Source organism: Methanothermobacter sp. DP (genome assembly GCF_026692625.1).
Classification (GTDB): domain Archaea; phylum Methanobacteriota; class Methanobacteria; order Methanobacteriales; family Methanothermobacteraceae; genus Methanothermobacter; species Methanothermobacter marburgensis.
Window position 1 is genome coordinate 1648637 of sequence record NZ_CP113501.1, and the last position, 23446, is coordinate 1672082.

24 protein-coding genes are annotated in these 23446 nt (G+C 50.0%); 5 read left to right on the plus strand and 19 right to left on the minus strand.

Annotation, left to right across the window (positions count from 1 at the left end):
- Window positions 1-33 precede the first annotated feature (33 nt).
- Window positions 34-1407 carry a phosphoglucosamine mutase gene (gene glmM, locus OXN82_RS08825; RefSeq protein WP_321211444.1) on the plus strand — a complete coding sequence of 458 codons (1374 nt, stop codon included), beginning with the start codon at window positions 34-36 and terminating at the stop codon, window positions 1405-1407.
- Here the strand turns inward: glmM (OXN82_RS08825) and OXN82_RS08830 are convergent.
- From OXN82_RS08830 to OXN82_RS08895, 14 genes are all read right to left on the minus strand, one after another.
- Window positions 1404-2537 (minus strand): tetratricopeptide repeat protein, encoded by a 1134-nt coding sequence (locus tag OXN82_RS08830; RefSeq protein WP_147671244.1) that lies wholly within the window; start codon window positions 2535-2537, stop codon window positions 1404-1406. The two genes, glmM (OXN82_RS08825) and OXN82_RS08830, sit on opposite strands and share 4 nt — an antisense overlap.
- A gap of 17 nt (window positions 2538-2554) precedes the next feature.
- Entirely contained in the window at window positions 2555-3250 is a 696-nt protein-coding gene (locus OXN82_RS08835; RefSeq protein ID WP_321211445.1) for an anaerobic ribonucleoside-triphosphate reductase activating protein, read from the minus strand.
- Window positions 3251-3255: 5 nt separating this feature from the next.
- On the minus strand, window positions 3256-4356 hold the full coding sequence (gene hisC, locus OXN82_RS08840) for a histidinol-phosphate transaminase (protein ID WP_321211446.1): 1101 nt from the start codon (window positions 4354-4356) through the stop codon (window positions 3256-3258).
- Between the two features lie 47 nt (window positions 4357-4403).
- A complete protein-coding gene (locus OXN82_RS08845; protein WP_321211447.1) occupies window positions 4404-4868 on the minus strand; it encodes a gamma carbonic anhydrase family protein in 465 nt (154 codons plus the stop codon).
- Window positions 4869-4881: 13 nt separating this feature from the next.
- Window positions 4882-6147: a bifunctional sugar-1-phosphate nucleotidylyltransferase/acetyltransferase gene (gene glmU / locus OXN82_RS08850; RefSeq protein WP_147671240.1), complete on the minus strand. Its 1266-nt coding sequence runs from the start codon at window positions 6145-6147 to the stop codon at window positions 4882-4884.
- Between the two features lie 4 nt (window positions 6148-6151).
- Window positions 6152-7495, minus strand: coding sequence for a phosphoglucosamine mutase (gene glmM / locus OXN82_RS08855; protein ID WP_147671239.1), 1344 nt, complete (start codon window positions 7493-7495; stop codon window positions 6152-6154).
- 1 nt (window position 7496) lies between these two features.
- Entirely contained in the window at window positions 7497-8726 is a 1230-nt protein-coding gene (locus OXN82_RS08860; protein WP_147671238.1) for a 2,3-bisphosphoglycerate-independent phosphoglycerate mutase, read from the minus strand.
- A gap of 31 nt (window positions 8727-8757) precedes the next feature.
- Window positions 8758-9441: a TIGR00297 family protein gene (locus tag OXN82_RS08865; RefSeq protein WP_013295015.1), complete on the minus strand. Its 684-nt coding sequence runs from the start codon at window positions 9439-9441 to the stop codon at window positions 8758-8760.
- 19 nt (window positions 9442-9460) lie between these two features.
- On the minus strand, window positions 9461-10048 hold the full coding sequence (locus tag OXN82_RS08870; protein ID WP_013295016.1) for a 30S ribosomal protein S3ae: 588 nt from the start codon (window positions 10046-10048) through the stop codon (window positions 9461-9463).
- A gap of 229 nt (window positions 10049-10277) precedes the next feature.
- On the minus strand, window positions 10278-10607 hold the full coding sequence (locus OXN82_RS08875; protein ID WP_321211448.1) for a NifB/NifX family molybdenum-iron cluster-binding protein: 330 nt from the start codon (window positions 10605-10607) through the stop codon (window positions 10278-10280).
- Window position 10608: 1 nt separating this feature from the next.
- Window positions 10609-11169, minus strand: coding sequence for a flavodoxin family protein (locus OXN82_RS08880; protein ID WP_414855702.1), 561 nt, complete (start codon window positions 11167-11169; stop codon window positions 10609-10611).
- Window positions 11170-11177: 8 nt separating this feature from the next.
- The gene (mtnP, locus tag OXN82_RS08885) at window positions 11178-11963 is read right to left on the minus strand and encodes an S-methyl-5'-thioadenosine phosphorylase (RefSeq protein ID WP_321211450.1); all 786 of its coding nucleotides are present in this window, start codon (window positions 11961-11963) and stop codon (window positions 11178-11180) included.
- Window positions 11964-11978: 15 nt separating this feature from the next.
- Complete coding sequence (locus OXN82_RS08890; RefSeq protein ID WP_321212184.1) at window positions 11979-13427, minus strand: RtcB family protein; 1449 nt, start codon at window positions 13425-13427, stop codon at window positions 11979-11981.
- A gap of 25 nt (window positions 13428-13452) precedes the next feature.
- Window positions 13453-13875: an archease gene (locus OXN82_RS08895; protein WP_321211451.1), complete on the minus strand. Its 423-nt coding sequence runs from the start codon at window positions 13873-13875 to the stop codon at window positions 13453-13455.
- Window positions 13876-13997: 122 nt separating this feature from the next.
- Here OXN82_RS08895 and OXN82_RS08900 point away from each other — a divergent pair, with 122 nt between their 5' ends.
- Complete coding sequence (locus OXN82_RS08900; RefSeq protein ID WP_321211452.1) at window positions 13998-14168, plus strand: hypothetical protein; 171 nt, start codon at window positions 13998-14000, stop codon at window positions 14166-14168.
- Here the strand turns inward: OXN82_RS08900 and OXN82_RS08905 are convergent, their stop codons facing one another.
- Both OXN82_RS08905 and OXN82_RS08910 read right to left on the minus strand, forming a co-directional pair.
- Window positions 14169-15293 carry an ORC1-type DNA replication protein gene (locus OXN82_RS08905; protein ID WP_321211453.1) on the minus strand — a complete coding sequence of 375 codons (1125 nt, stop codon included), beginning with the start codon at window positions 15291-15293 and terminating at the stop codon, window positions 14169-14171.
- Window positions 15294-15621: 328 nt separating this feature from the next.
- Complete coding sequence (locus OXN82_RS08910; protein WP_321211454.1) at window positions 15622-16320, minus strand: 6-hydroxymethylpterin diphosphokinase MptE-like protein; 699 nt, start codon at window positions 16318-16320, stop codon at window positions 15622-15624.
- Window positions 16321-16517: 197 nt separating this feature from the next.
- Here OXN82_RS08910 and OXN82_RS08915 point away from each other — a divergent pair, with 197 nt between their 5' ends.
- On the plus strand, window positions 16518-17675 hold the full coding sequence (locus tag OXN82_RS08915) for an alanine--glyoxylate aminotransferase family protein (protein ID WP_321211455.1): 1158 nt from the start codon (window positions 16518-16520) through the stop codon (window positions 17673-17675).
- A 64-nt stretch (window positions 17676-17739) separates the two neighbouring features.
- Here OXN82_RS08915 and OXN82_RS08920 read toward each other — a convergent pair whose 3' ends face one another.
- Entirely contained in the window at window positions 17740-19308 is a 1569-nt protein-coding gene (locus tag OXN82_RS08920) for a thiamine pyrophosphate-binding protein (RefSeq protein ID WP_321211456.1), read from the minus strand.
- Between the two features lie 69 nt (window positions 19309-19377).
- On the opposite strand from OXN82_RS08920, the gene acs reads away from it, so the two are divergent.
- Complete coding sequence (gene acs, locus OXN82_RS08925) at window positions 19378-21339, plus strand: acetate--CoA ligase (RefSeq protein WP_321211457.1); 1962 nt, start codon at window positions 19378-19380, stop codon at window positions 21337-21339.
- Between the two features lie 5 nt (window positions 21340-21344).
- On the opposite strand, the gene OXN82_RS08930 is transcribed toward acs, so the two are convergent.
- Window positions 21345-21797, minus strand: coding sequence for a dCTP deaminase domain-containing protein (locus tag OXN82_RS08930; protein WP_321211458.1), 453 nt, complete (start codon window positions 21795-21797; stop codon window positions 21345-21347).
- Window positions 21798-21887: 90 nt separating this feature from the next.
- Here OXN82_RS08930 and dmpI point away from each other — a divergent pair, with 90 nt between their 5' ends.
- Entirely contained in the window at window positions 21888-22073 is a 186-nt protein-coding gene (dmpI, locus tag OXN82_RS08935; RefSeq protein ID WP_237778936.1) for a 4-oxalocrotonate tautomerase DmpI, read from the plus strand.
- Between the two features lie 50 nt (window positions 22074-22123).
- Here the strand turns inward: dmpI and OXN82_RS08940 are convergent, their stop codons facing one another.
- Window positions 22124-23398: a GAF domain-containing protein gene (locus tag OXN82_RS08940; RefSeq protein ID WP_321211459.1), complete on the minus strand. Its 1275-nt coding sequence runs from the start codon at window positions 23396-23398 to the stop codon at window positions 22124-22126.
- Window positions 23399-23446: the final 48 nt, after the last annotated feature.

The following is a 23446-nucleotide window of genomic DNA, read 5'->3' on the forward strand; positions in this document are numbered from 1 at the left end:
CCTTGCGATCAATAATAATATGAGGTTATAAAAATGAAGAGGCTCTTCGGTACATTTGGTGTTAGGAGACTTGCAAATGAGGTTTTAACTCCTGAATTCGCATCTAAACTTGCAGCAGCATATGGTTCCATTGTAGATGGAAAAATTGCTGTTGGGGGGGATACAAGAACATCCACGATCATGATAAAAAATGCTGTTATATCCGGCCTTCTATCAAGCGGATGCGACGTTGTTGACCTTGGGATACTGCCGACACCAGCGGTCCAGTATGCGGTGAGGAATTACTATGATGGGGGTGTTATCGTAACCGCTTCCCACAACCCCCCAGAATACAATGGCATAAAATTCGTTGACGGTGACGGTATAGGGATCCCTGATGATATGGAGGAAGAAATAGAGGATATATTCTTCCAGAAAAAATTTAAGAGGGCCTCATGGAATGAGATAGGCCATCTAAAAGTTAATCAGGGCATAATAGATGAGTACCAGGAGGAGGTTATAAGGAGGGTTGATGCAGAGGCCATCAGAAAGAGAAACTTCAGGGTGGTTGTGGACTGTGGGTGCGGCGCCGGATCCTACACAATGCCATACATCCTAAGGAAACTGGGCTGCAGTGTTGTGACCCTTAATTCCCAGCCTGATGGGTTTTTCCCTGGTCGTGACCCTGAACCTGTCCCTGAGAATCTATCTGAGCTCATGGAGACTGTCAGATCAACCGGGGCTGATCTGGGGATAGCCCATGATGGCGACGCCGATAGAACAATATGTATAGATGAAAAGGGAGAATTCGTCCTTGGTGATAGGACCTTTGCCCTTGTTGAGAAGAGGATGCTCCAGGAGAACGGTGGTGGAATAATAGTTACGACAGTTGCGACATCCTCAGCAATATATGACGTGGCAGAGGAGAACAATGGTGATGTGATAACAACCGCTGTGGGGGACCTCCTTGTGGCCAGAAAACTTAAAGAGACAGGGGGCCTGTTTGGAGGCGAGGAGAATGGTGGCCTGATATTCCCTGACTTTGTATATGGAAGGGACGCTGCCCTTACAGCCGCAAAAATCCTTGAGATAATGGCACATGAAGGAAGGCCCCTCTCTGAACTTGTATCAGAGCTGCCATCATATTACTCCGAGAAAAAGAAGGTAAAATGTCCCGATGAAATCAAGGGGGATGTCATGAAACTGGTGGCTGAAATGGTGGCCAGTGAACCTGGTGTGAGGGATATAGATACAACCGATGGCGTTAAAATCTTCAGGGACAATGGTTGGGTTATAATAAGGCCGTCAGGTACAGAACCAATATTCAGATGCTTTGCAGAGTCAGACACCCAGGAAAATGCCACTGAAATGGCTGAATGGGGAATATCATTGGTGGAAGAGGCTATTGAGAAACTCGGGAAGGTCTAGAGGTTTTCAAGGCATTCCTCCAGCAGTATCTCTGCATCCTCATTTTCAGGGTTTAACTGGAGGGCCCTGCTGAATGAATCCAGGGCCTCCTCAAATCTTTCAAGTTCCAGCAGTGCAACACCTAGGTTGGTCCAGTAGACATCATTCTCTGGATCCATTTCAATGGCCCTTCTGTAGCATTCAATGGCCTCTTCAAATCTTTCAAGTTCAAGAAGGGCGTTGCCCTTACGGTTCCAGAGATTTGGGTCCTGTTCATCTTCAAGGGCCAGTTCAAGGGCATTGTTATAGGATTCTAGGGCATCCTCCATCCTTCCAAGTTCTGAGAGCAGGTTTCCCCTTGCTGTCCATAATTCAGCATTCCGGGGGTCCCTTTCAATCGCCTTCTCATAGAATTCAAGGGCTTCAACCGGTTTTTCAGCCACCTCGAGCATAACACCCCTCCAGTAAAGCAGGGCAGGGTCATGGGGCCTTATCTTCAGGGCCCTTGAACTGGTCTCAAGTGCCTCATCCACTTCACCCGCATTAAGGAGGGTTATGGCCATGTTGTTCCATATATATGGATTTTCGGGATCTATTCTTATGGCTCTCCTGTAGTTTTCAAGTGCTTCATCGAATCTCCCAAGCCTTGTGAGATTGTCTGCCAGTCTGTTGAGCACGTAAACATCGTCAGGGTCAATGCGTAGGGCTGCAGTATAACACAGGTGGGATTTATTGAATTTTCCCGAATCAAAGAGTATGTCAGCCCTCCTGGTTATCATGGCCTTTTCATCGATCTTTTTACCCTCCCATTCCTCCACTGGAAGCTTCCTGAACCTTATAACCTGGAATTCGGTTTCATCATCCACCTCACCCTGATACATCCTTTTGAATTCTTCCTCCAGTTCCCTGGCATCCCTGAAACCATCCTCCCTTGCCAGTTCATCGTTTTTCCTGAGCTCACCGAACCTGACGGTTTCAACGTCTGTGACCACAGCCTCGAATACCTTCTCTCGGTCCTTGGAGACAAGGTTCCAGTAACAGTGAAGGCGATCACCCACCCTGAGGGGTCTCTTCCATTTTCTGCGTATGGTCATGGTCCTTTTTCCTGTTACAAGGTCAATGTCCCTGCTGCTGAATGATAGTATGGGCAATTTGGTATTTCCCCCGATTATTGAATTTCTTCCTCTCCGAACTCCTCGGTACGTATCTTAACCTTCCTGAAATATTTTTTAATCTTGAGGGCAAGTTCCCTGAGCATGCGTGGTGATGGGGGCTCAAGGTCCTTCAGTTTTTCATCCAGGACCACCCTGTTCCTGAACTGCTGGATAACGTAGATGTCACAGTCTATGGATTCTGCGATAATCTTAAGGTCCTCCTCGTCCATGAGACCAGGCACAAAGGTTGTCCGGCATTCAACCGTAACATCTGAGCCTGCAAGAAGACGGAGGCTCTCCCTAACACCATCACATCTCGCACCGGCAAGTTCCATGTAACGGTGGAAGGGGGCCTTCACATCCACTGCAACATAATCAAGTAAGGGCAGCAACCTCCTGAGGGCCCCTGGGGAGTAACCGTTGGTGTCAAGTTTTGTATGGAGCCCCAGGGAACGTGCGTGCCTTAGTACTACCTCAACATCGTCCACCTGGAGGAGAGGCTCACCACCACTCACCACGACGGCATCAACAAAGTCGGCGTATTTTTCCATCTCCTCCATGATATCTGAGAGATCAGCCTCCACCCCGCCATCTATGAGTTCAGGGTTATGGCAGTAGGGGCACCTGAAGTTACACCCTGCTGTGAATATCACAAGGGAGAGTTTACCTGGATATTCAAGGGTTGAAACTGCCATTGAACCTATTTTCATTGAAATCACGAAATGATCTCGGCGAGAACCTCAAGGAACCGTTTATCCTCCTCAAGGGTTCCAACACTCACCCTTATCCAGTACTCATCGAGACCTGAAAATGAGGTACAGTCCCTCACGATGATCCCCCTCCTTAGGAGCTCCTCTGAGAGTTCAGCGGCGGTTTTACCTGTACCCCTCACATCAAGGAGGATGTAGTTTGCATATGATTCAAATACCCTGAGGCTTTCAAAATTCTTAAGTTCCCCATACAGGTATTCCCTGCTCCTTATGGAGTACTCTGCGGATTTTTCCAGGTATTCCCTGTCCTGGAGGGTTGCAAGAGCCGCTGCATGGGATAGCCTTGTGAGGCTGAATACAGGTTTAACCCGGTGCATGTACTCTATAACCTCGGGGCTTCCAAGGCCGTAACCTATCCTCATGCCTGCAAGACCCATGACCTTCGAGAAGGTCCTCATTATAAAGATGTTCTCATGGTCAGATAATAGGTCCACGTTGCTGACACCTGAAAATTCAAAGTAGGCTTCGTCAACAACCACAAGGGCTTCTGTGGACTCTGCAACAGCCTTTATATCCTTCTTATCTATAAGACCGCCTGTGGGGTTGTTGGGTGTGCATAGAAAGACCAGGCGGGTTGAGTCATCAATCGCATCAAGGACCGATTCAAGGTCAAGGCGGTTCTCCTCAACATCCCACCGCGCATGGACTGGCCTTGCATCATGCGCCTGGAGGGTGTATTCATAGTACATATATGAGGGCATCGGCACAGCGAAGGTGTCTCCAGGGTCAATGAATGTTCTACCCAGGACATCAATGATCTCATCTGCACCGTCACCACCCACTATGACCTGATCTCCATCGACGCCCGCATAATCTGCTATGGCCTCATGGAGGTCTTCAAGGTTTGATTCAGGGTACCTGTGGGTGGATTTGAGTTCCCCTGCCATTGCCTTAACCGCAGCTGGCGATGGACCCAGGGGGTTCTCATTGGACCCCAGCTTGATTATATCACTCTCTTTGAGACCATAATTCTCTGCTATCTCCTTTATGGATCTTCCAGGTACATATGGCTCCATTTTATGAATTACTGGACGAACTCTGACCATAGAATCACTCTTCAGTTTATATTTGCAGTTATAGACCCTGTTGGTTTTCAGTCTTCATATTCCTGCGTCAGGTGGAAGTATCTCTCGGCATTCTCCCTTATGGACTCTATCTCCTCCTCATTGAGTTCCCTGACAGCCCTTGCAGGAACACCCATGATGAGACTTCCAGGCGGGAAACTTTTGCCTGAGGTAACAACCGCACCTGCACCGACAATTGAATTTTCAGCCACAAGGGCCCCGTTGAGGATGGTTGAATTCATGCCCACCAGCACATTATCCTGTATGGTGCAGCCATGGAGAACCGCAGCGTGACCCACAGAGACGTAATCACCCACCTTCACAGGGTAGCCGCTGCTTGCATGGACAACACAGTTATCCTGAATATTGGAACGGTATCCTATCCTTATGGGTTCTATGTCACCCCTCAAAACAGCGTTGTACCATACAGATGAGCCATCACCTATCTCCACGTCCCCGATTATTCTGGCGCCTTCAAATACACGGTAAGACACAGTAAAACCACCATCAGTCCCTTATAATGTACTCCTGTTTGAGTATCACAAGTTTATCAGAGGGCACATCCTCGTATATGACGCAGCCTGCACCAATACGGGAACCCTTCCCAACCTTGACACCGGGGTTGAAGCTTGAGTTTATACCGGTCTTCACACCATCCCCGAAAACGGCTCCAAGCTTTCTGCGGCCCGTGTCCACAGACTCCTCCTTAACCCTCATACGTACCGGTCCATCATCAAAACGCAGATTGGCTATATTGGTACCGGCGGCTATGTTGCAGTCTGCCCCTATGACAGAGTCACCCACATAGCTGAGGTGGTTAACGTTGGTACCATCCATTATGATGGAATTCTTGATCTCAACAGCATTACCGATGCTCACGTTATTCCCTATACATGTATGGGCACGGAGGTAACAGTTGGGTCCAATGTCGCAGTCTCTACCTATGTAAACAGGACCCTGAATGTAGGTACCTGACCTTATAATGCTTCCAGCACCCACCACCACCGGACCGTGGATGGTCACACCATCCTCCACTTCCCCATGGATGGACCTCTCAAGGCCCTTCATGAGCTTTTCACTGGCATCCAGGAGCTCCCATGGCCTTCCAACATCTATCCACTCCCTCTCTGATACTATGGCCCTTACTGGGAGGTCATCCCTCACCTGCATCATTATGGTATCTGTTATCTCGTACTCTCCCCTCCGGGATAGGGGGGTCTGCTCTATGTAATCAAAGACAGCTGGACTGAACACATATATACCGGTATTTATGAGGTTCCCGGCATCGACATCAGGGGACGGTTTTTCGATTATCTCCCGTACACAGTCACCCTCGAGCCTGACAGCCCCAAATGAACTCGGGTCGGGAACCTCACGGAGAACCATCAGGGTTTCGGGTTTCATATCACTGTAGGCGGATATCAGATCACCCACAAGCTGTGGGTCGGTTATTATGTCACCGTTCAGGACTATGAACTCGTCACTCACCATACCCGTGGCCTGGCCTATTGCATGGGCTGTTCCAAGGCGTTCATCCTGTTTCACGTAGCTTATGTTGACCCCAAATTCGGATCCGTCACCGAAGTGGGACCTCACCACATCCTCACGGTAACCGGTTATCATGATTATCTCACTGACACCGTTATCCCTGAGGGCATCCACACTGTACTCCACCATTGGTTTGCCTGCAACCGGCAGCATGGTCTTGGGCCTTGTAAGTGTGAGCGGCCGCATTCTTGTACCCTCACCAGCAGTCAGGACGACAGCCTCCATATCATCACCCTATCATATTTTCAAGGTAAGCACGGGTCTTCTCATGTATCTGACGGGCCTCCTCGTCGGTCTTACCCTCAAGGGTTATCCTTATATAGGGTTCTGTCCCTGAGGGCCTCACAAGAACCCAGCTTCCATCCTCCATTGATATACGGACTCCATCTATCGTGTTGATCTCTGCAGAGTCGGTGAACTCACGGCTGAGTTCAGAGGCCACCCTCTCCATGACGGCTCCCTTCCTATCATCTGGGCAGGGAACCTTATCTCTTATATTGGGGTAGGATGGCACCTCATCCAGTAGCACCGAAAGGGGGCCCTTCCGTGAGATGAGCTCGGCCACCCTGAGGGCTGAGAGTATTCCATCGGGGCACATGCAGAAGTCAGGGTGCAGCCAGGTCCCTGAGGGTTCTCCTCCGAAATCAGCACCCTCCTCTGCGATGGAGTTTGCCACATGGACATCACCCACCCGTGTCCTTATGACCTGGCCGCAGTCTCCAAGGCATTCATCCACACAGAGGGATGCATCCACGGTTGTGATGATCTTGCCCCCTATCTCCCTTGCCATGAGGGCCAGGAGTTTATCGAAACTTGCAAACCTTCCCCTGTCATCCACCGCGACCATCCTGTCGGCGTCGCCATCATGGGCTATCCCCAGATCAGCCCCGGTTGATCTGACAGTCTCCATGAGCTCAGAGAGGTTCTCAGGGACAGGTTCAGGGTCACGACCAGGGAAAAACCCATCAGGCTGGGAATTAAGGGTCACAACACTGCAGCCAGCCATCCTGAATATGAGTGGTGATAGGTGGGAGGCTGCACCGCACCCACAGTCAATTACCACCTTTAGGGGTCTTTCAATGCTGACCATTCCAGCGACGGCATCAGCATAGTCATCCCTGAGGTCAACTTCCCTCACTGAGCCGAGGCCATCCCACCCCCTCCTATTAAATTCTCTAGAATGAATTATTGATTCTATGATGCGCTCCTGAGATGGGCTGTAGGCCATTCCATCAGGGTTCCAGAGCTTTATGCCATTGTAGGGGGCGGGGTTGTGGGATGCCGTTATCATTACACCGGCGTCAGCACCCAGCCTTGAAGTCGCGTAACCAACAAGGGGCGTCGGCACCATTCCGAGTCTGATGACGTCACAGCCACACTCGATTATCCCTGCAATCAGGGCACTTTCAAGGAGCTGGCTGGATGTTCTCGTGTCGTAGCCAACAACGACCTTACCTCCCCCCAGGTGGGTTGCAAGGGCCCTTCCAACATCCACCGCAAGTTCAAGCGTCACCTTCTCCCCGAAACGGCCCCTTATGCCAGATGTCCCGAATAATCGCTTTTCCTTCTTCATTTTAAGCCCCGAATTTTTCCTTTCTGTTCATGAGGTCAAGGAGTATGTCCATGACATGAGATCCCCTTATCCTGCAGAGGCCACCAGCAGCCGCGGCCCTCTCACCGAATACACTCACATCATCAACCCTGACCTCTGGCCCGTTTATTGTGATGGGGACAGGGTCCCCTGTGTGGTCCATGACAGATACCGGTGTTGAATGATCCGCAGTGAGTATGAAGTAGATGTCATCGCGTATAAGGTCACCGAGGATGGAGTCAACCCTCTCTATGAACTCAACCTTACCCTCAAGGTCCCCATCATGACCAGCCTCGTCTGCACCATCTATGTTTATGAGCAGAAATTCGTATTCATCATCAAGGGCAGCCTCTATCGCATTCTTTATACTCTCCAGGTCGGTGTCTGTACCACCGGTGGCCCCTTCAACATCAATCACATCCATTCCTGTGATGTGCCCTATACCCCTTATGAGGCCTGTCTCAGCGATACAGGCCGCCCTAAGACCGTAGCGTTTCTCAAATTTTTCAACGTCAGGAACAGCACCCGCACCCCTTGGCAGTATTATATTTGCAGGCGCCTCTCCATTTCTGATTCTTTCGGTGTTCACGGGATGGTCCCTGAGGATTTCATAGGATTCCCTCACCAAATTGTTAAGTATATCGGCGGTTTTCTGTGATTCAGGGGATCCATCAAGGGCTTTCACCTTCTTAGGGGGTTTTCCTTCAGTCTTGGGATCTGCATCTGATACATTATCACCCAGCCCGGGGCCCCTGAGGACCAGGACGGCCCTGTGGCCTGTTGACTCCCTGAAGATTATTTCAACGTCCTCAAATCCATCCAGGGTCATTGAGTTGATGGCCTCTGCTATCTGGGATGTCCCTGACCTTATTCGCCCTGCCCTTCTGTCGGTTATCACAAGGTCATCGTCTGCGGTTGCAAAGTTGCATCTGAATGCAATGTCCCCTGGCCTCACATCCAGCCCCACACCTGCGGCCTCGAATGGACCCCTTCCGGTGTATACACTGTAGGGGTCATATCCCAGTATGGAGAGGTGTGATGTGTCGCTTCCTGCACGGACCCCTGGTCTTATGGGATCCATTATACCATTGATACCTGAACTGGCCAGCCTGTCCATATTAGGGGTTTCTGCGGCCTCAAGAGGTGTTTTACCTCCAAGGCTTTCAATGGGGCGGTCGGCCATTCCATCTATTATCATTATTACCCCTTTCATGATTCACCCACCTTCCTAGATTTATGGATCTCTATGCTAATAAAATTCCTATAACTGCCCCTGTTACCGTTGCAAGGAGGTTAACATGCTCATTGTTGAGGTACTTCCTTCTCTCAAGGACGGCCCCCAGGAGGCTGTCCATGAAGCAGCCCACAGTACCTGCAATCACGGCTATTTTCATTGATTTAAATGGATCGGGACAGACACCAAGCAGAAACGCTGATAAACCAATTATACCGGCCCCTGCTATCCCTGCGGCGGTTCCAACAATGGATATACCCCCATCTGTTCCGGGTTCCACCCTTTGGAGTGTTGTTATGAGGCGTGGTGTCTGCAGAACACCGATTTCACTTGCCATGGTATCAGCGGTCGCTGTTGCAACGGATCCTATGAAACCTCCGAAGAATCCATCATAGTATCCAAAGGCAGCCATTACAAAGGGCACTATTCCGTTGGATATAACATTCTTGGCACTTCTTGTTCCCTCAAAAACTCCAATGGATTTCTTGTATTCATGCCTGTACTTTGTTGAAAGAAGGCCAAGGATCAGAAAAATAAAAATGAGGATCAACCAGTTAAAACCGGCAGATAATATTATGAGCAAACCCATAAGGACCATGAAGAGGGATCCCCATACATCAAGCGCACCTCTCTGATATGTTAAAAATCCAATGAATACGCACAGAAGCACGTATCCAATGTTAAGGTCTGTCATGGGGGTCCCGGTCCATGTTTCAGGCTGGTTCCTCTAGAACCCTTGTTTTTATTATCTCAACCCTCTTGAGGGGGTATATCTTCTTTGCCTGGTGGTATATCTCTGAGGCGATCTTTCCTGTTACAATGCCCTCAACGAATTCCTCGAAGGTCTTTTCAGAGGCTATCTCCTTCACGTGTTCCTCTATGCTCTGCCTCATGTATTTCTGCTGTGAGGACTTGGCCCTCCTGATTGTTATGGCCAGTGGATGGACCTTAAGCTTGTAACCATCCTTTGTTTCAACTATAACCGGGGCATCGACCCTGCTTGTACCCCTCCTTATCATGCTCCTGACGTAGTCTGTTGTGACCTGATGACCTATGAATTTGGTGGTCGCCTCACTTCCGGCAACGTTGTTTATCTGGAACTTCAGTTTGACGTACTGCTTTGAAAAGTCGCCTGTCAGTTCCCTCATTGTTGCCTCAACCCTCCTCTTGAGGAGGAAATCAGGGTCCCTTGATGGTGTTGTTCCTATATCGTTTTCTCCAAACATTTTAGGACTCTTTATCACATACCATTTCTTCTCTTTCCATGTATCACGTACTCTCCTTCTTCGAGCCTTTGCCATTATATCACCTTAAATTTAACACCGTAAAAACAGCTGGTTTAATATAATTCAAAAAATTCATCTTAACTGGTTAAACCATGATAGGAAGTTTCTACACCGCCAGTTATGAATAGTCTATAATTATGATGAGGCAGTATTTAAACCTTGACATCATGGGGGTATATGGTTCACCTTAAGCAGGGATTCACTGCTGTGCGGGGTCCACTTTTGTGGGGTGCGTCCGGGATCTTCAGATGGCAGAGTTCATGAATTCGAAGTGCCTCACCCACCTTTCCAGGACCTCATCAACCGACCCCTCCTCGGCCACAAATTTTAAACCAGCATCCTCGATTCCCATCTTCCCTTTCAAGCCCACCTGGACGGCTATTACAACATCACAGTCCATTATGGAATCAAGAACCTTTCTCCACTGATGCTTATCACTTTCAGCGATATCAACAGTTCTTTCCTCTACGAATTCCATTTTTCCATCGCTGTAGTCATATATTAAAAGTTTTGATGCCCTTCCAAAGTGGAGGTCCACCTCCTCCCCGTTTGAGGAGGCGACTGCTACCCTCATATTACTCCCCGCTGTGAATCCTCTTTATGAGTTCGGCCACGTTCTCCCCAAAGCGCCTTATGGTTTCCATTCCCTCCTCATCATCCTCAACCTCACCTGGGGCCCATCCAAATACCATGTTCCAGTAGGTTGAACCGGGGACTATCATATCATTTATGAAGTAGAACATGAGGAGTTCCTGTATCTTTGCTGTGTGGCCTCCCCGCCTTGCAACAGCAATGGGGCCCCCAACCTTCCAGCTCAGGAATCCGTCTGAGACCCTTGAAACCATTCCGATACGCTGGAGGGCTGACATGAGGTCGCCCCTGGCTGTGCCAAAGTAGACTGGGGTTGCAACTATCAACCCCTCAGCATCCCTTATCCTGTCGATTATCCCGTTGAGGCCATCATCGATCTTGCAGCGGTGCTTCTTTGCACAGCTGAGGCAGGCACGGCAGGACTCTATATTCATCCCCCTGAGGGATACTATCTCACATTCAACACCACGACTCTCCACCGCATCCCTGCAGTGCTCAAGGACCATCATGGTGTTGCTTTCTTTCCTTGGACTTGCAGATATCATTAAAACCTTCAAGGACATTCCTCCATATTTTCATTAACATCAGCACCGCTCAAGGCACTCTGACAGCTACAGGCAGGGTCGCTGGGAAGCTTCAAAATTGCCCCCTCAAGTGTGTCGATGAGATCCTCCCTCCTCTCCTCCATAACCTCAAATACCTCTGTGATGGTGAGCTTTGAGGGGGATATGGATGCAGCGTAGTTTGATACCAGGCATATGCTTGCATAGCACATCTCGAGTTCCCTTGCAAGCACAGCTTCGGGGATTCCGGTCATCCCAACAACGGTGCCCCCGAGTGACTGGAACATCCTTATCTCGGCGGCTGTTTCAAACCGCGGCCCCTCGGTGCAGACGTATACGCCCCCATCAACTGCACCAGAGGACTCCACCAGTGCAGAGCGAAGGTCCCTGCAGTAGGGCTCCGTCATATCCACATGGACGGTCCTCTCATCATAGAATGTTGAGGGCCTGTTTTTAGTGAAGTCCAGGAAGTCGTCCGGGACGACAAATTCACCGGGCCCTATGGATTCTTCAAGGGAACCCACGGCGTTTGTTGCCAGTATCTGCCTGACACCCAGCTTCTTCAGGCCCCAGATGTTTGCCCTGTAGTTGACCATGTGGGGTGGGCTCTCATGGCCCCTGGAGTGCCTTGGCATGAATGCCACATCCCTGTCATGAAGCCTGAAAACTGATATTTCAGGTGTTCTGCCGTATGGTGTCTCCAAGGATTCCCTTCCGATTATTCTTCCATGCTCCACTATCTCGTATACTCCTGTGCCTCCGATGAGCCCTATCATTGATTCACCGCCAGACTATCCCTTTGCAACTCCCAGTGGAAGCATCCTTGCAACAAGCCTGGATATGCCGGTCTCATGGGCTGTCCTGACCACCAGGTCAACATCCTTGTAGGCACCGGGGGCCTCCTCTGCAACCACGGGCATGGATGTTGCCCTCACATAGATGCCCTCACTTTCAAGTTTCCTCTGAACATCCTCTCCACGGTAGGTTTTCTTTGCACCTGCACGGCTCATCTTTCTCCCTGCACCATGGGCGGTTGAACCGAAGGTTTCCTCCATTGCAACCTCTGTTCCGTGGAGCAGGTAGGATGATGTCCCCATGGTGCCTGGAATTATGACCGGCTGACCGATCTTTCTGTATTCACCGGGAATTTCCTTTCTGCCTGGTCCAAAGGCCCTTGTGGCTCCCTTACGGTGGACGAATAGCTCTGTATCACGTCCCTTTACAGTGTGGACCTCCCTCTTTGCTATGTTATGTGCCACGTCATAGACGATCTCCATCTCCATGTCCTCTGCACTCATCCCGAAGACACTTTCAAAGGACTCCCTCACCCAGTGAACTATCATCTGCCGGTTGGCCCAGGCATAGTTTGCTGCGGCTGCCATGGCCTGGAAGTAATCCATGGCCTCATCCGAGTCCACCGGGGCGCAGGCAAGCTGCCTGTCAGGTATGTTTATCTTGTACCTCCGGTATGCCTTGTCCATGAGCCTCAGGTAGTCTGAGCATACCTGGTGGCCGCATCCCCTTGAACCTGAGTGTATCATAACGGCGACCTTACCGGGCCTCACACCGTAGGCGGCGGCAGCCTCCTCGTCAAATATCTCGTCTATCATCTGGACCTCCAGGAAGTGGTTACCTGATCCAAGGGATCCAAGCTGGGGGATGCCCCTCTTCTTGGCCTTATCGCTGACCTTATCTGCACTGGCATCCTCCATTTTCCCGTTTTCCTCCAGGAATTTTAGGTCCTGGTCCCATCCGTATCCATTTTCAACGGCCCATTCGGCCCCGTTTTCAAGAACCTCATCGATTTCACCGGGCCTGAGCCTTATCTTTCCCTTGCTCCCAACACCTGATGGTACGTTGGTGAAGAGGGTGTTTATGAGTTCCTTTATCTTTGGCCTCACATCCTCATGGTCCAGATTGGTCCTGACCATGCGGACACCACAGTTTATGTCGAATCCAACACCTCCCGGGCTTATGACTCCTGTGCGGGCGCTGAATGCACCCACACCCCCTATGCTGAACCCGTATCCGAAGTGTATATCTGGGAGTCCAATTGAGAACTTCTGGATCCCGGGGAGGCATGCAACGTTTGCCACCTGATCAACAGCCCCCTTCTCAAGGTCCCTGAGGGCCTCATCCTTCAGGAATATTCTTCCAGGAACCCTCATTCCCTTCTTGTATGATGTTGGAACTTCCCAGACGGATTCTCTCACCTTAACCAGATCTTCCCTTATATCCATACGCATCATCCTCTCTACTTATAAATCACAGGTCCAGAATAACTCTTGCCTTCATACGGCCATCCTCTTCAAGGATATCCATCATGTGAAAGGTCACGGCCTTAACCTCATCACGCCTCTCATGGTGGTCCTTGATCACCTCTCCTGAGGCTTTACCACTAAGACACAGACCATCATCATCTTCAGTTATCTTAACTTTGAACTTACTGAATAAAATAAATTCAGTGTCATGTATAAAGAGGAGTTCATCAAGCCAGTCATAGAGTAGCGAAACCATATCCTCGGATTTTATTTCCACCCTCCTGCTTTCCTCTGCTCTGACAAGTGATGTGTCTGTCATTATCTCGAACATTGCAAGGGCGGCATTTTCAAACACCTCCTCGGGTGTACGGCCATAGGCCCAGTATCCTGCATCTGCAGTCACATCAAAGAATTCAAACCTTTTCATGGGGGACTCTCCATTTATCTGATTCAGAGGAGCCACTCTTTTCATCCACTGGTTAGTTTTCAGATGCTCTCTATCTCTTTTTTTAAATAAATTCCTGGTGAAGATGATAGTGGAGTGGTAGTATGCACAGTCTCAGGAAACCAAACAGTATCAGGAGAAGGTTCTGGCTGCTGACGGTGGCCGGTGTTGATCCAAGGTCATTCATCTTAATTTCAGTTGTGATCTCTGTCGTAGTGTGGGGCCTTCTCATGGTGGCGGCAGGGGCCAACTCCAACTGCCCTGCAGGGGTCTGATCAGTCCAGGCACCTCTTAAGTTCCTCTCTGCTGAATCTGGGGATCACAATCCTCGAATTACCACGAACACCCTTACCTGTCAGTCTCGTGTCAATGAGCCTCAGAAATTCAAGCTTCTCAATTGTCCTGTTGAATGACGAGTAACTTGCCCCTGTCCTCTCATGGAAGAGCTCATAGAGCCTGCCGGCGGTTATGTCGTCATCCTTGGCCTCAATCATACTAATGAGAAACTCCCTTTCCTGGCTGCTGAGCGTCCTCACGGTGTGCATGAGGTTAACCGGCCCGGCGCTCCCCACAGCCCTTTCAAGGTGTTCCTCTGTTATTACAGGCGATGCATCGGCCTCTGCAAGGTTGCCGCATACCCTCAGGAGGTCTATGCCGTAGCGCAGGTCCCCGGTATCCACGGTGTGATCTGTTATTCTCTCTATGAGTTCATCTGAGATCACGCCTGGATAGAAGCCCACCCTCACGCGATCTCTGAGGATATTGAATATCTCCTCGCGGGTGTAGGGTGGGAATATGATCTCCTGGGGTATGAATATGGAGTTGACGTTTTTATCAAGGGCGTACCTGAATTCAATGTCAGATAAAACCGCGAATACACCGGTTCTAACACCTTCAAACACCTCATGGGCCCTCAGTATATCGTAAAGGACCTTGTTGGCGTTTTTACTGTAAAAGAGGTGGTTTATATCATCCAGGGCCACCACAAGTGCTCTGTTTTCACTGGCCAGGTGCTGCATTATCGCCTGGTAGATTCTGGAGAACGGCACACCTGTTTCAGGGGGTTGATGCCCGAATATTTTGCTGTAGATCTGTGAGAAGATACCGAATCTTGTGGTGTGAAGCTGACAGTTTATATAGCAGCAGACAACGTTTTCGGATGTTGACTCAACCATTTCAAAGATCTTCTTGATGGCGGTGGTCTTACCTGTTGCACAGGACCCCAGTATGACGGCATTCACGGGCCTTCCATTCCTCAGGGCGGGCCTTATGCAGACTGCAAGGGCTTCCATCTGGGATTCCCTGTACCTGTAGTTTTCAGGGACATAGTCCGGGTCAAAGGCATTCATATCCCTGAAGATGGTTTCATCATGAAGCAGTATATCCCTTATATCCTTCATATCCTTCACAGCTTATTTTAAATGGGCGTGTAGATTTTTTGCAGGAGCACATCAGGATCCTCAGAATGATTTATCTGTTAACGACCTAATAAGGTTTTATCTGGATCAGCCCGTTATAAGAAGATATGCTGGATCATTTAAAATCAATAATAGACTCACCTTTATTGATTGAACTTGTTGTTACATGAACTGGAGGCCCTCACAGCAGCATGAATTCAGACCCTCATAAACGCATGATTTATAACCGAGAATGCTGGCAGACATGGTATCTGGCCCTTTCTTTCATATTTCAATTGACATGGGTACTTGTGTGGCTTCCATAAAGCAGCTACCATTTCTCTATCTGAATCCTTCCATTCATTTCAATCCACTCTATCAGTCTCTCAGCATATTCAAGTTTGAGCCTCTTAACTGGATCCGCCCTTCCTGTTTCAGAACCCATATCGGGCCTTGAGTACCTGGTTACAACCTCACCGAAGTCCATCCCGGCAAGTATCACGGTTTCTGCACCGAGAGCCTCTGCAAGGAAAACGGCCCGGTCACCATCTGTGAAGCCACCAAAATTGTATATGCATCCGTATGGGACACTCTGGGTTGTCCCTATAAGGTTCTGGAGGCGTGGAAGATACTTCCTGAGCGCCTCAAGGTTGTTGCCGTGGGCATGAACCACCAGGGAGGCCCCCCTCCTGTTGGCCTCAATTATATCCTCTATTCTACCGTCAAGGTCCGTCACGATTATATGGGGGATTAAGCCCTCCTCAAGAAGCGCTGTTGTCGCGCCATCTGCCGCCACTATGGTAACATTCCCTCTGACCTCTTTGAATCTTTTAACGTGTTTCCTGAGTGATGGCCCAGCACCGAATACGATGAAGTCCATGGAGGGAACCGTCAGGCTTTCAGGTCCCGGGCAGCCATGCTCCCTCAGGAAGGATTCCAGGTAGGATGCAGACTCCTCATCGGCCTTTCTGCTGAATCCAAAGTCATCAAGTATTCGCCCATACCATTCAAGCCAGACTTCCATTTCCATGGGACGAATTTATCAGGAGGGGTATATGATTCTTTTGATCAGTTTCTGGTTCCATCCAGTGGCAGAGCCCGGTGACCTCCATGTGGTCCTCCAACTTGAACCTTGTGGCAGCATCACATGTGTAAATCTTTTTAAATGCACGGATTAAAAATAAGTACAGGTTACAGAATCCACTTGAATCTGGAGGTTTTTTGGAAATGGATGAAACACTGCTTATGATCCCCGGGCCAACACGGGTGGCCCAGAGAGTCCTTAAGGCAATGTCAGAGAACATTGTTAACCACAGGAGCGCACTGTTTGGTAAAATACTCACTGAAACAACTGAGATGATGTCAGATGTCTTCAGGACAAACAATAAATCTTACCTGCTAACAGGGTCGGGGACGGCTGCCATGGAGGCGGCGGTTGCGAACATCATCGAACCAGGTGACAAAATCCTGAACGTTGTTGGAGGCAAATTCGGCCAGCGGTTTGCACAGATAGTTGAGGCCTTTGGCGGGGAATCAATCAGGATAGATGTGGAGTGGGGCAGCGCCGTCAACCCCGATGAGATTGGATATATGCTTGAGGAGAATGATGATATAAAGGCGGTCACCGTTGTCCACAATGAGACATCAACCGGTGTTGCAAACCCAATAAAGGAGATAGGTAAGATAATGGCGGATTACGACGCCCTCTACATAGTTGACACGGTCTCATCCCTGGGTGGGGACGAGGTTGATGTTGACGGCTATGGCATAGACATCTGCGTGACCGGCTCCCAGAAGTGCCTTGCAGCCCCACCTGGCATGGCAGCCATAACACTCAGCGACGACGCCTGGAGGGTTGTTGAATCAGTGGATAACCCCAGGACATACTACCTGAACCTCAAGAAGTACAGGAAGAGCGGGGATGCCGAACCACCTGAAACTCCCTACACACCAGCAGTCTCACTGATATACGCCATGCACGAGGCACTTCAGGTGATAATGGAGGAGGGACTCAGTAACAGGATAAAGAGACATAAACTGGCAGCTGAGGCAACCAGGAATGCTGTAAAGGCCCTCAACCTTGAACTATTCCCTGATGAATCGGTATCATCAACCACAGTGACTGCCGTTAATCTCCCTGAGGGTGTCACCGATGGGGAACTCAGGGGGACAATGAGGAACAAGTACCACGTTGAACTCGCAGGGGGCCAGGACCACCTCAAGGGCAAGATATTCAGGATAGGTCACATGGGTAACATAACCCACAGGGAACTTATAACAACATTCTCAGCCCTGGAGATGACCCTAAGGGAGCTGGGCTTTGAACTTGAAATGGGAGAGGCAGTGGCCGCGGTTGCTGACACCTACCTCCCTGAGGATGTCTGAACTGGATTATTTTTCTTTAATTCTTTTTCAGGCCAAAAATTCCTTTTTTTCTCCAGTTAAGGATCTACAGATCTGGAAGTGGTATGTTCTCCTCTTCAACCATTAACTCCACGAGATAGGGTTCTCCTGAATCAAGGCCCCTCTCAACGGCCCCTGCAACTTCACCAATTTCATAAACCCTCTCTGCACCTATACCATATGCACCTGCAAGCTTCACAAAATCAGGGTTCCTCATCTTAACAGAGTAGCTTGCACCGTATTTCATCTCCTGCCACTGCCTTATAACATCAAGCTGCCCGTTGTTCAGTATGCACATGGTGATTCCAAGGTCCAGTTCAGCCACGGTCCCGAGTTCCTGCATGGTCATCTGGAAACCCCCGTCCCCTGCCACCAGCAGAACATCGTCGTCTGGCCTTGCAAGTTTCGCACCCACTGCAGCGGGCAGGCCATACCCCATGGGGCCGAACCCCCCGGAGAAGAGGAGGCTGCGTTCCCTGAGAACCCTCCGGTGGAGGGTGACCCAGGTTGTGTGGCTTCCTGCATCACTTACCACAACCGCATCTGGGGCCGCATCTAGGATGCTGCGGACGGCTGAGGAGGTTTTAAGGGTTTTCTCTTCACCGAGAGGTAAATCATAGAGGGGAGGATTTTTTTTCCTGAAGTCATGAAGTTCCCTTAACCATCTCACAGGATGTTTAACATGAATACCATGCATCAGGAAGTCCCTTACATTCATATTTAACCTGAAATCTCCCCTCAGGACATTGGGGTCTGTATTCACGTGTATAATCCGGGGGTTACCAATCGCCGCAGAGGTCCTGTCCGAGAGCCTTGAGCCGAGCACGAGGAGGACATCACATTCCCTTGCAGCATAGTTTCCTGTGGGAGTCCCCCTTGTCCCTGTCATTCCAAGGCAGAGGGGGTGGTCCTCCGGGAGAACGCCCCTCCCACTGTAGGTCGTCACAACCGGGAGCTGGTTTTCAGTGATAAACTTCCTGAACTCCTCAACGGCCCCGGCCCAGATTATACCCGCACCTGCCAGGACCAGGGGCTTTTCCGCTGACCTCAGAACTTCAATGGCATCACTAAGGTCTGGTGTTTTAAAGGGTGTGCTGGGGGGTTTTTCAATGGTCCCCACCCCCTCCTCAAGCACATCCTTGGGGAGGTTGATGTGCATCACTCCGGTGACTCCCCTATCAAATGCATCGAGGGCATCAAGGAGTGCAAGGGCAGCATCCTCCCCATTACGGGCGGTTCTACTTTTCTTCACAACTGGACTGAAGACACCCTCTATGTCTGCCTCCTGGAACCTGCCCCCACCTTCACCCCGGGACAGGTCCCCTGTTAGGGCTATGAGGGGCACAGAATCGGTGTTTGCAGCAGCCACGCCCATCACAAGGTTCAGGGCCCCGGGGCCACCGGTGGCCACGCATAAACCTGGCCTTCCAGAGGCCCGGGCATAGCCATCTGCAGCATGGACAGCCCCCTGTTCGTGCCTCATGAGAACATGCTGGATCTCCGATTTTCTGAGGGCCTCGTAGAGGGGGAGTATCTGTTCACCGGGATGCCCGAATATGTGGGTGAAACCTGCCTCCTCAAGCATCTCTGTGAGGATCTCTGCGCACACCTTCATGAATTCAAGTATATTCTGCCAACTATTTAAATCATGAAATAGAAAAATTACTGTAAGTGGGGGTTTATTATGAGCGGGCAGCTAGATTCTCTCCTTAAGGAGGAACGAATTTTCAATCCAGATGACGAAACAGTTAGAAACAGCAATATAAGGATCTGGATGGATCAACACGGCATAGGGGATTATGATGAGCTCCTTGAAAGGGCAAGGTCAGATCCTGAATGGTTCTGGGATGAAATGGCATCTGAACTTGAATGGTTCAGTCCATACGAGAGGGTCCTTGAATGGGAACCACCCCATGCCAGATGGTTCACAGGCGGAAGGTTCAATATAACCTACAATGCACTTGACAGGCACGTGGCTGGCCCTGAAAAGAACAGGGTCGCCTATATATGGGAGGGTGAGGATGGTAGCGTCAGAAAGCTCACCTACTATGACCTCTACCGTGAGGTTAACCGTCTTGCCAATGCACTGAAGGGTATGGGTGTCAGGAAGGGGGACCGTGTGAGCATCTACCTTCCCATGATACCGGAGCTTCCGGTCGCGATGCTGGCATGCGCAAGGATAGGGGCCGTTCACAGCGTCGTATTCAGCGGTTTCTGGGCCAAGGCGTTCCGTGAGAGGGCTGCAGATGCAGAGGCAAAGGTTGCAATAACTGCAGATGCATTCTACCGGAGGGGTAAGGTAATAAGGCTCAAGGAGACCCTTGACATGGTAGCAGATGACATTCCATCACTTGAGAGGGTAATAGTCGTTGACAGGCTCGGGGAGGACGTGAACATGGTTGAGGGGCGGGATCTACGCTGGGAGGATGCGCTTGATGGGATGAGTGATGAATGTCCCTGTGAGGAGCTCGACCCTGAGGACCCCCTCTTCATACTCTACACCTCGGGCACCACAGGAAAACCCAAGGGGGTGGTGCACACACATGGGGGCTACGCAGTTGGTGTGAGTTCCACCTACCGGTTTGTATTTGATGTGAAGGAAAGGGACATCTGGTGGTGTGCAGCGGATATAGGGTGGATAACAGGTCACAGCTACATAGTCTACGCCCCCCTCATTGAGGGTTCAACATCGGTTATGTATGAGGGTGCCCCTGATTACCCTGACCCTGGAAGGATATGGAGCATGATTGAAAGGTACGGTGTGACCATCTTCTACACTGCCCCCACAACAGTCCGGCTCTTCATGAAGTACGGGAACAAGTGGCCTGAAAAGTATGACCTCAGCACCCTCAGGCTCCTTGGATCTGTGGGTGAACCCATAAACCCTGAGGCATGGATGTGGTACTACAGGACGATTGGTGGTGGCAGATGCCCCATCATGGATACCTGGTGGCAGACAGAGACCGGGATGCACATGATAACACCCCTTCCTGTAACACCACTCAAGCCCGGGTCTGCAGGGAAGCCCTTCCCCACAGTGGTGGCTGATGTGGTTGATGATAACGGTGAGAGCATACGTGGAAGCGGGGGGCACCTGGTTATAAGGACGCCCTGGCCTGCGATGTTCAGGACACTGTTCAGGGAACCTGATAGGTATGTGGAGGCGTACTGGAGCACCTTCCCGGGGGTTTACCTCAGCGGGGATGTTGCAAGGATAGACGAGGATGGCTACTTCTGGATACAGGGAAGGGAGGATGATGTCCTCAATGTCGCAGGTCACAGGATAAGCACCGCAGAGGTTGAATCGGCCCTTGTAAGCCACCCTGACGTTGTTGAGGCAGCGGTGGTCGGAAAACCTGATATACTGAAGGGTGAGGAGATAGCGGCATTCGTGACACTCAGGGACACCGTGAAGCCGGCACCACGCCTCAAGGGCGTTCTGAGGGAGCACGTCAGGAGGGAAATAGGGCCAATAGCAAGTCCGAGTTACATTGAATTCGTTGAGGATCTGCCAAAAACACGTTCAGGTAAGATAATGAGGAGGGTTATAAAGGCCCTTATAAGGGGTGAAGACACCGGTGACCTGAGCACACTCTCAAACCCCGAGTCTGTGAAGATGCTTGAGGAGAGGCTTCAGACAATTTAATCCGGTCAGTCCTCCTGGTAGCTCCCGTTGTACCTCCCAGAACCCTTAACAGGGAATACAACTCCCTGCGCTATCCTTTCACCCCTCTTGATCCTGTACTCATATTCACCACAGTTCTGGACAAGGAACTGGAGCGTCCCCCTGAATCCAGGGTCCCCAACCGCGGTGTGGACCGATACAAAGGATCGCAGAAGAGTTGACCTTGGAAGGTAAAGCATGGCATAACCCTCAGGTATCTCTATTCTTCTATCCACACTCACAAGATAGGATTTCCCTGGTTCCAGTGTGTATACAGGGGGATCCAGCCTTTCAAGGGGTGGCAGATTCTTTTCATCGTCAATCAGTGAACCTGGACCTGCCTGCCGGTAAACCTCATCAACACGGAGGTCAATCCCAGCCGGCTGTACCAGTTCCTTGAAATCCGGAAAAAGTCTTATTAACTCCTTTTCTCCGATCATATCTCATTCCTCTCTGTTGATACTGGTTATATAAGATCATCCAGTTTAAGACTTATTAGATGTGACTCCATAGTTATATCTGGTGGTACCATGCCTGTTATTCAGATAAGCTGCAACAAGCTGACAAGGGAAAAGAAGAGGGAACTTGTAAAACGCATAACGGAGGTCTCAAGTGAGGTGATGGGCCTTCCAGAGTCAACAATAACAGTACTCATAAGGGAGGTCCCCCCTGAGGATGTTGGTGTTGGGGGGATACTCCTCTGTGACAGGGATTGACAGATTTTTAATTCTCAGATGAGGGGATAGATAAGAAATTCAGATTTTTTTTAATTTTCAGCTGGAGAACGATCAATTAAAAATACCGTTAGAGTGTCCCCTGAGGTTTTAACGGTTCTCAATTCCAGAAACTTCACAGAATCCCCGTTACGGTACTGAAGACTTTCCCATCGGGAATCATCACCCCTCTCAGCTGCCCTGATTACCTCTTTTAAATCATCCTCATGGAGACCGCCGAGCACATCATCAATACGCTCACCACCTCCACCTTCCAGGCCGGTTAAGACTGAGGCTGTTCTATTTAGTTCAGCAAGATGGATACCATCCCCAACCCTGAAGTTGAGTATGGCCAGTGGGGTTGATTCAAAAATTTTCCTGAATAATTCCTCCCTTCTTTCAAGTTCAGTTATCCTTTTCTCCATTTCACCAAGGACAATTTCAGATTCAAGGCGGAATGATATGTCACCTGCAAGTTCAGCCAGGAGTTCCACCTCCTCAGGGTCGAATGAACCCTTCTCTGAGGAGTAAACGGTGAGGGCCCCTATGTTCTCGTCCCGAACACTGATGGGAAGTCCCATAACAGACATGTACCCCCTGTCAATGGCCTCATCCCTCCATGGGGTGAAGGATGGATCATTCTCTGTATCCCTTATAATTACGGGTTTCCCCTCCTTTATGGACCTTCCTGTGGGTCCCTCACTGTACCTGCCCTCACCCCAGCTCACCCTTATGGAGTCAAGGTATCCCTCATGGAAACCGTACTCTGCAACCGGACGGACGGATCTGAATTCATCATTCTCCTTAAATCCTATCCAGGCCATCCTGTAGCCACCCACATCAACCATGATTCTGCATATTTCCCTTAAGAGTTCTTCAGTATCCTTGATCCTGACTATGGCCTGGTTGCAGTCACTGAGCATCCTGAGGGAACGGTTGAGTTTTCTTATCTTCCTTTCGCTTCTGTGCCTCTGAATGGCCAGTTCTATTGTGAAAAAGAGTTCCTTCTCATCAAATGGCTTTATGAGGTAACCGTATGGCTCAACCTCCCTGGCACTCTCCATGGTGGATTCCTCAGAGTGTGCCGATAGAAAAACAACAGGTATATCAAGATCCTTTATCCTCTCTGCAGCATCAACTCCACTCATGGGGCCCCTGAGGATTATGTCCATTAGAATAAGGTCTGGGTGGTGTTTCTCTGCAAGTTCAACTGCAGCCTCCCCGCTGTGGGCAATTCCGATTACATCGTAGCCCTGGAATTCCAGTTTCCTCTGGAGGTCCATTGCAGTTATTGCCTCATCCTCAACCAGCAGTATCCTTGCAGTCATATGGAAACCCCCTCCATGGGAAATGGAGATCGCATTGTATAAAAATAG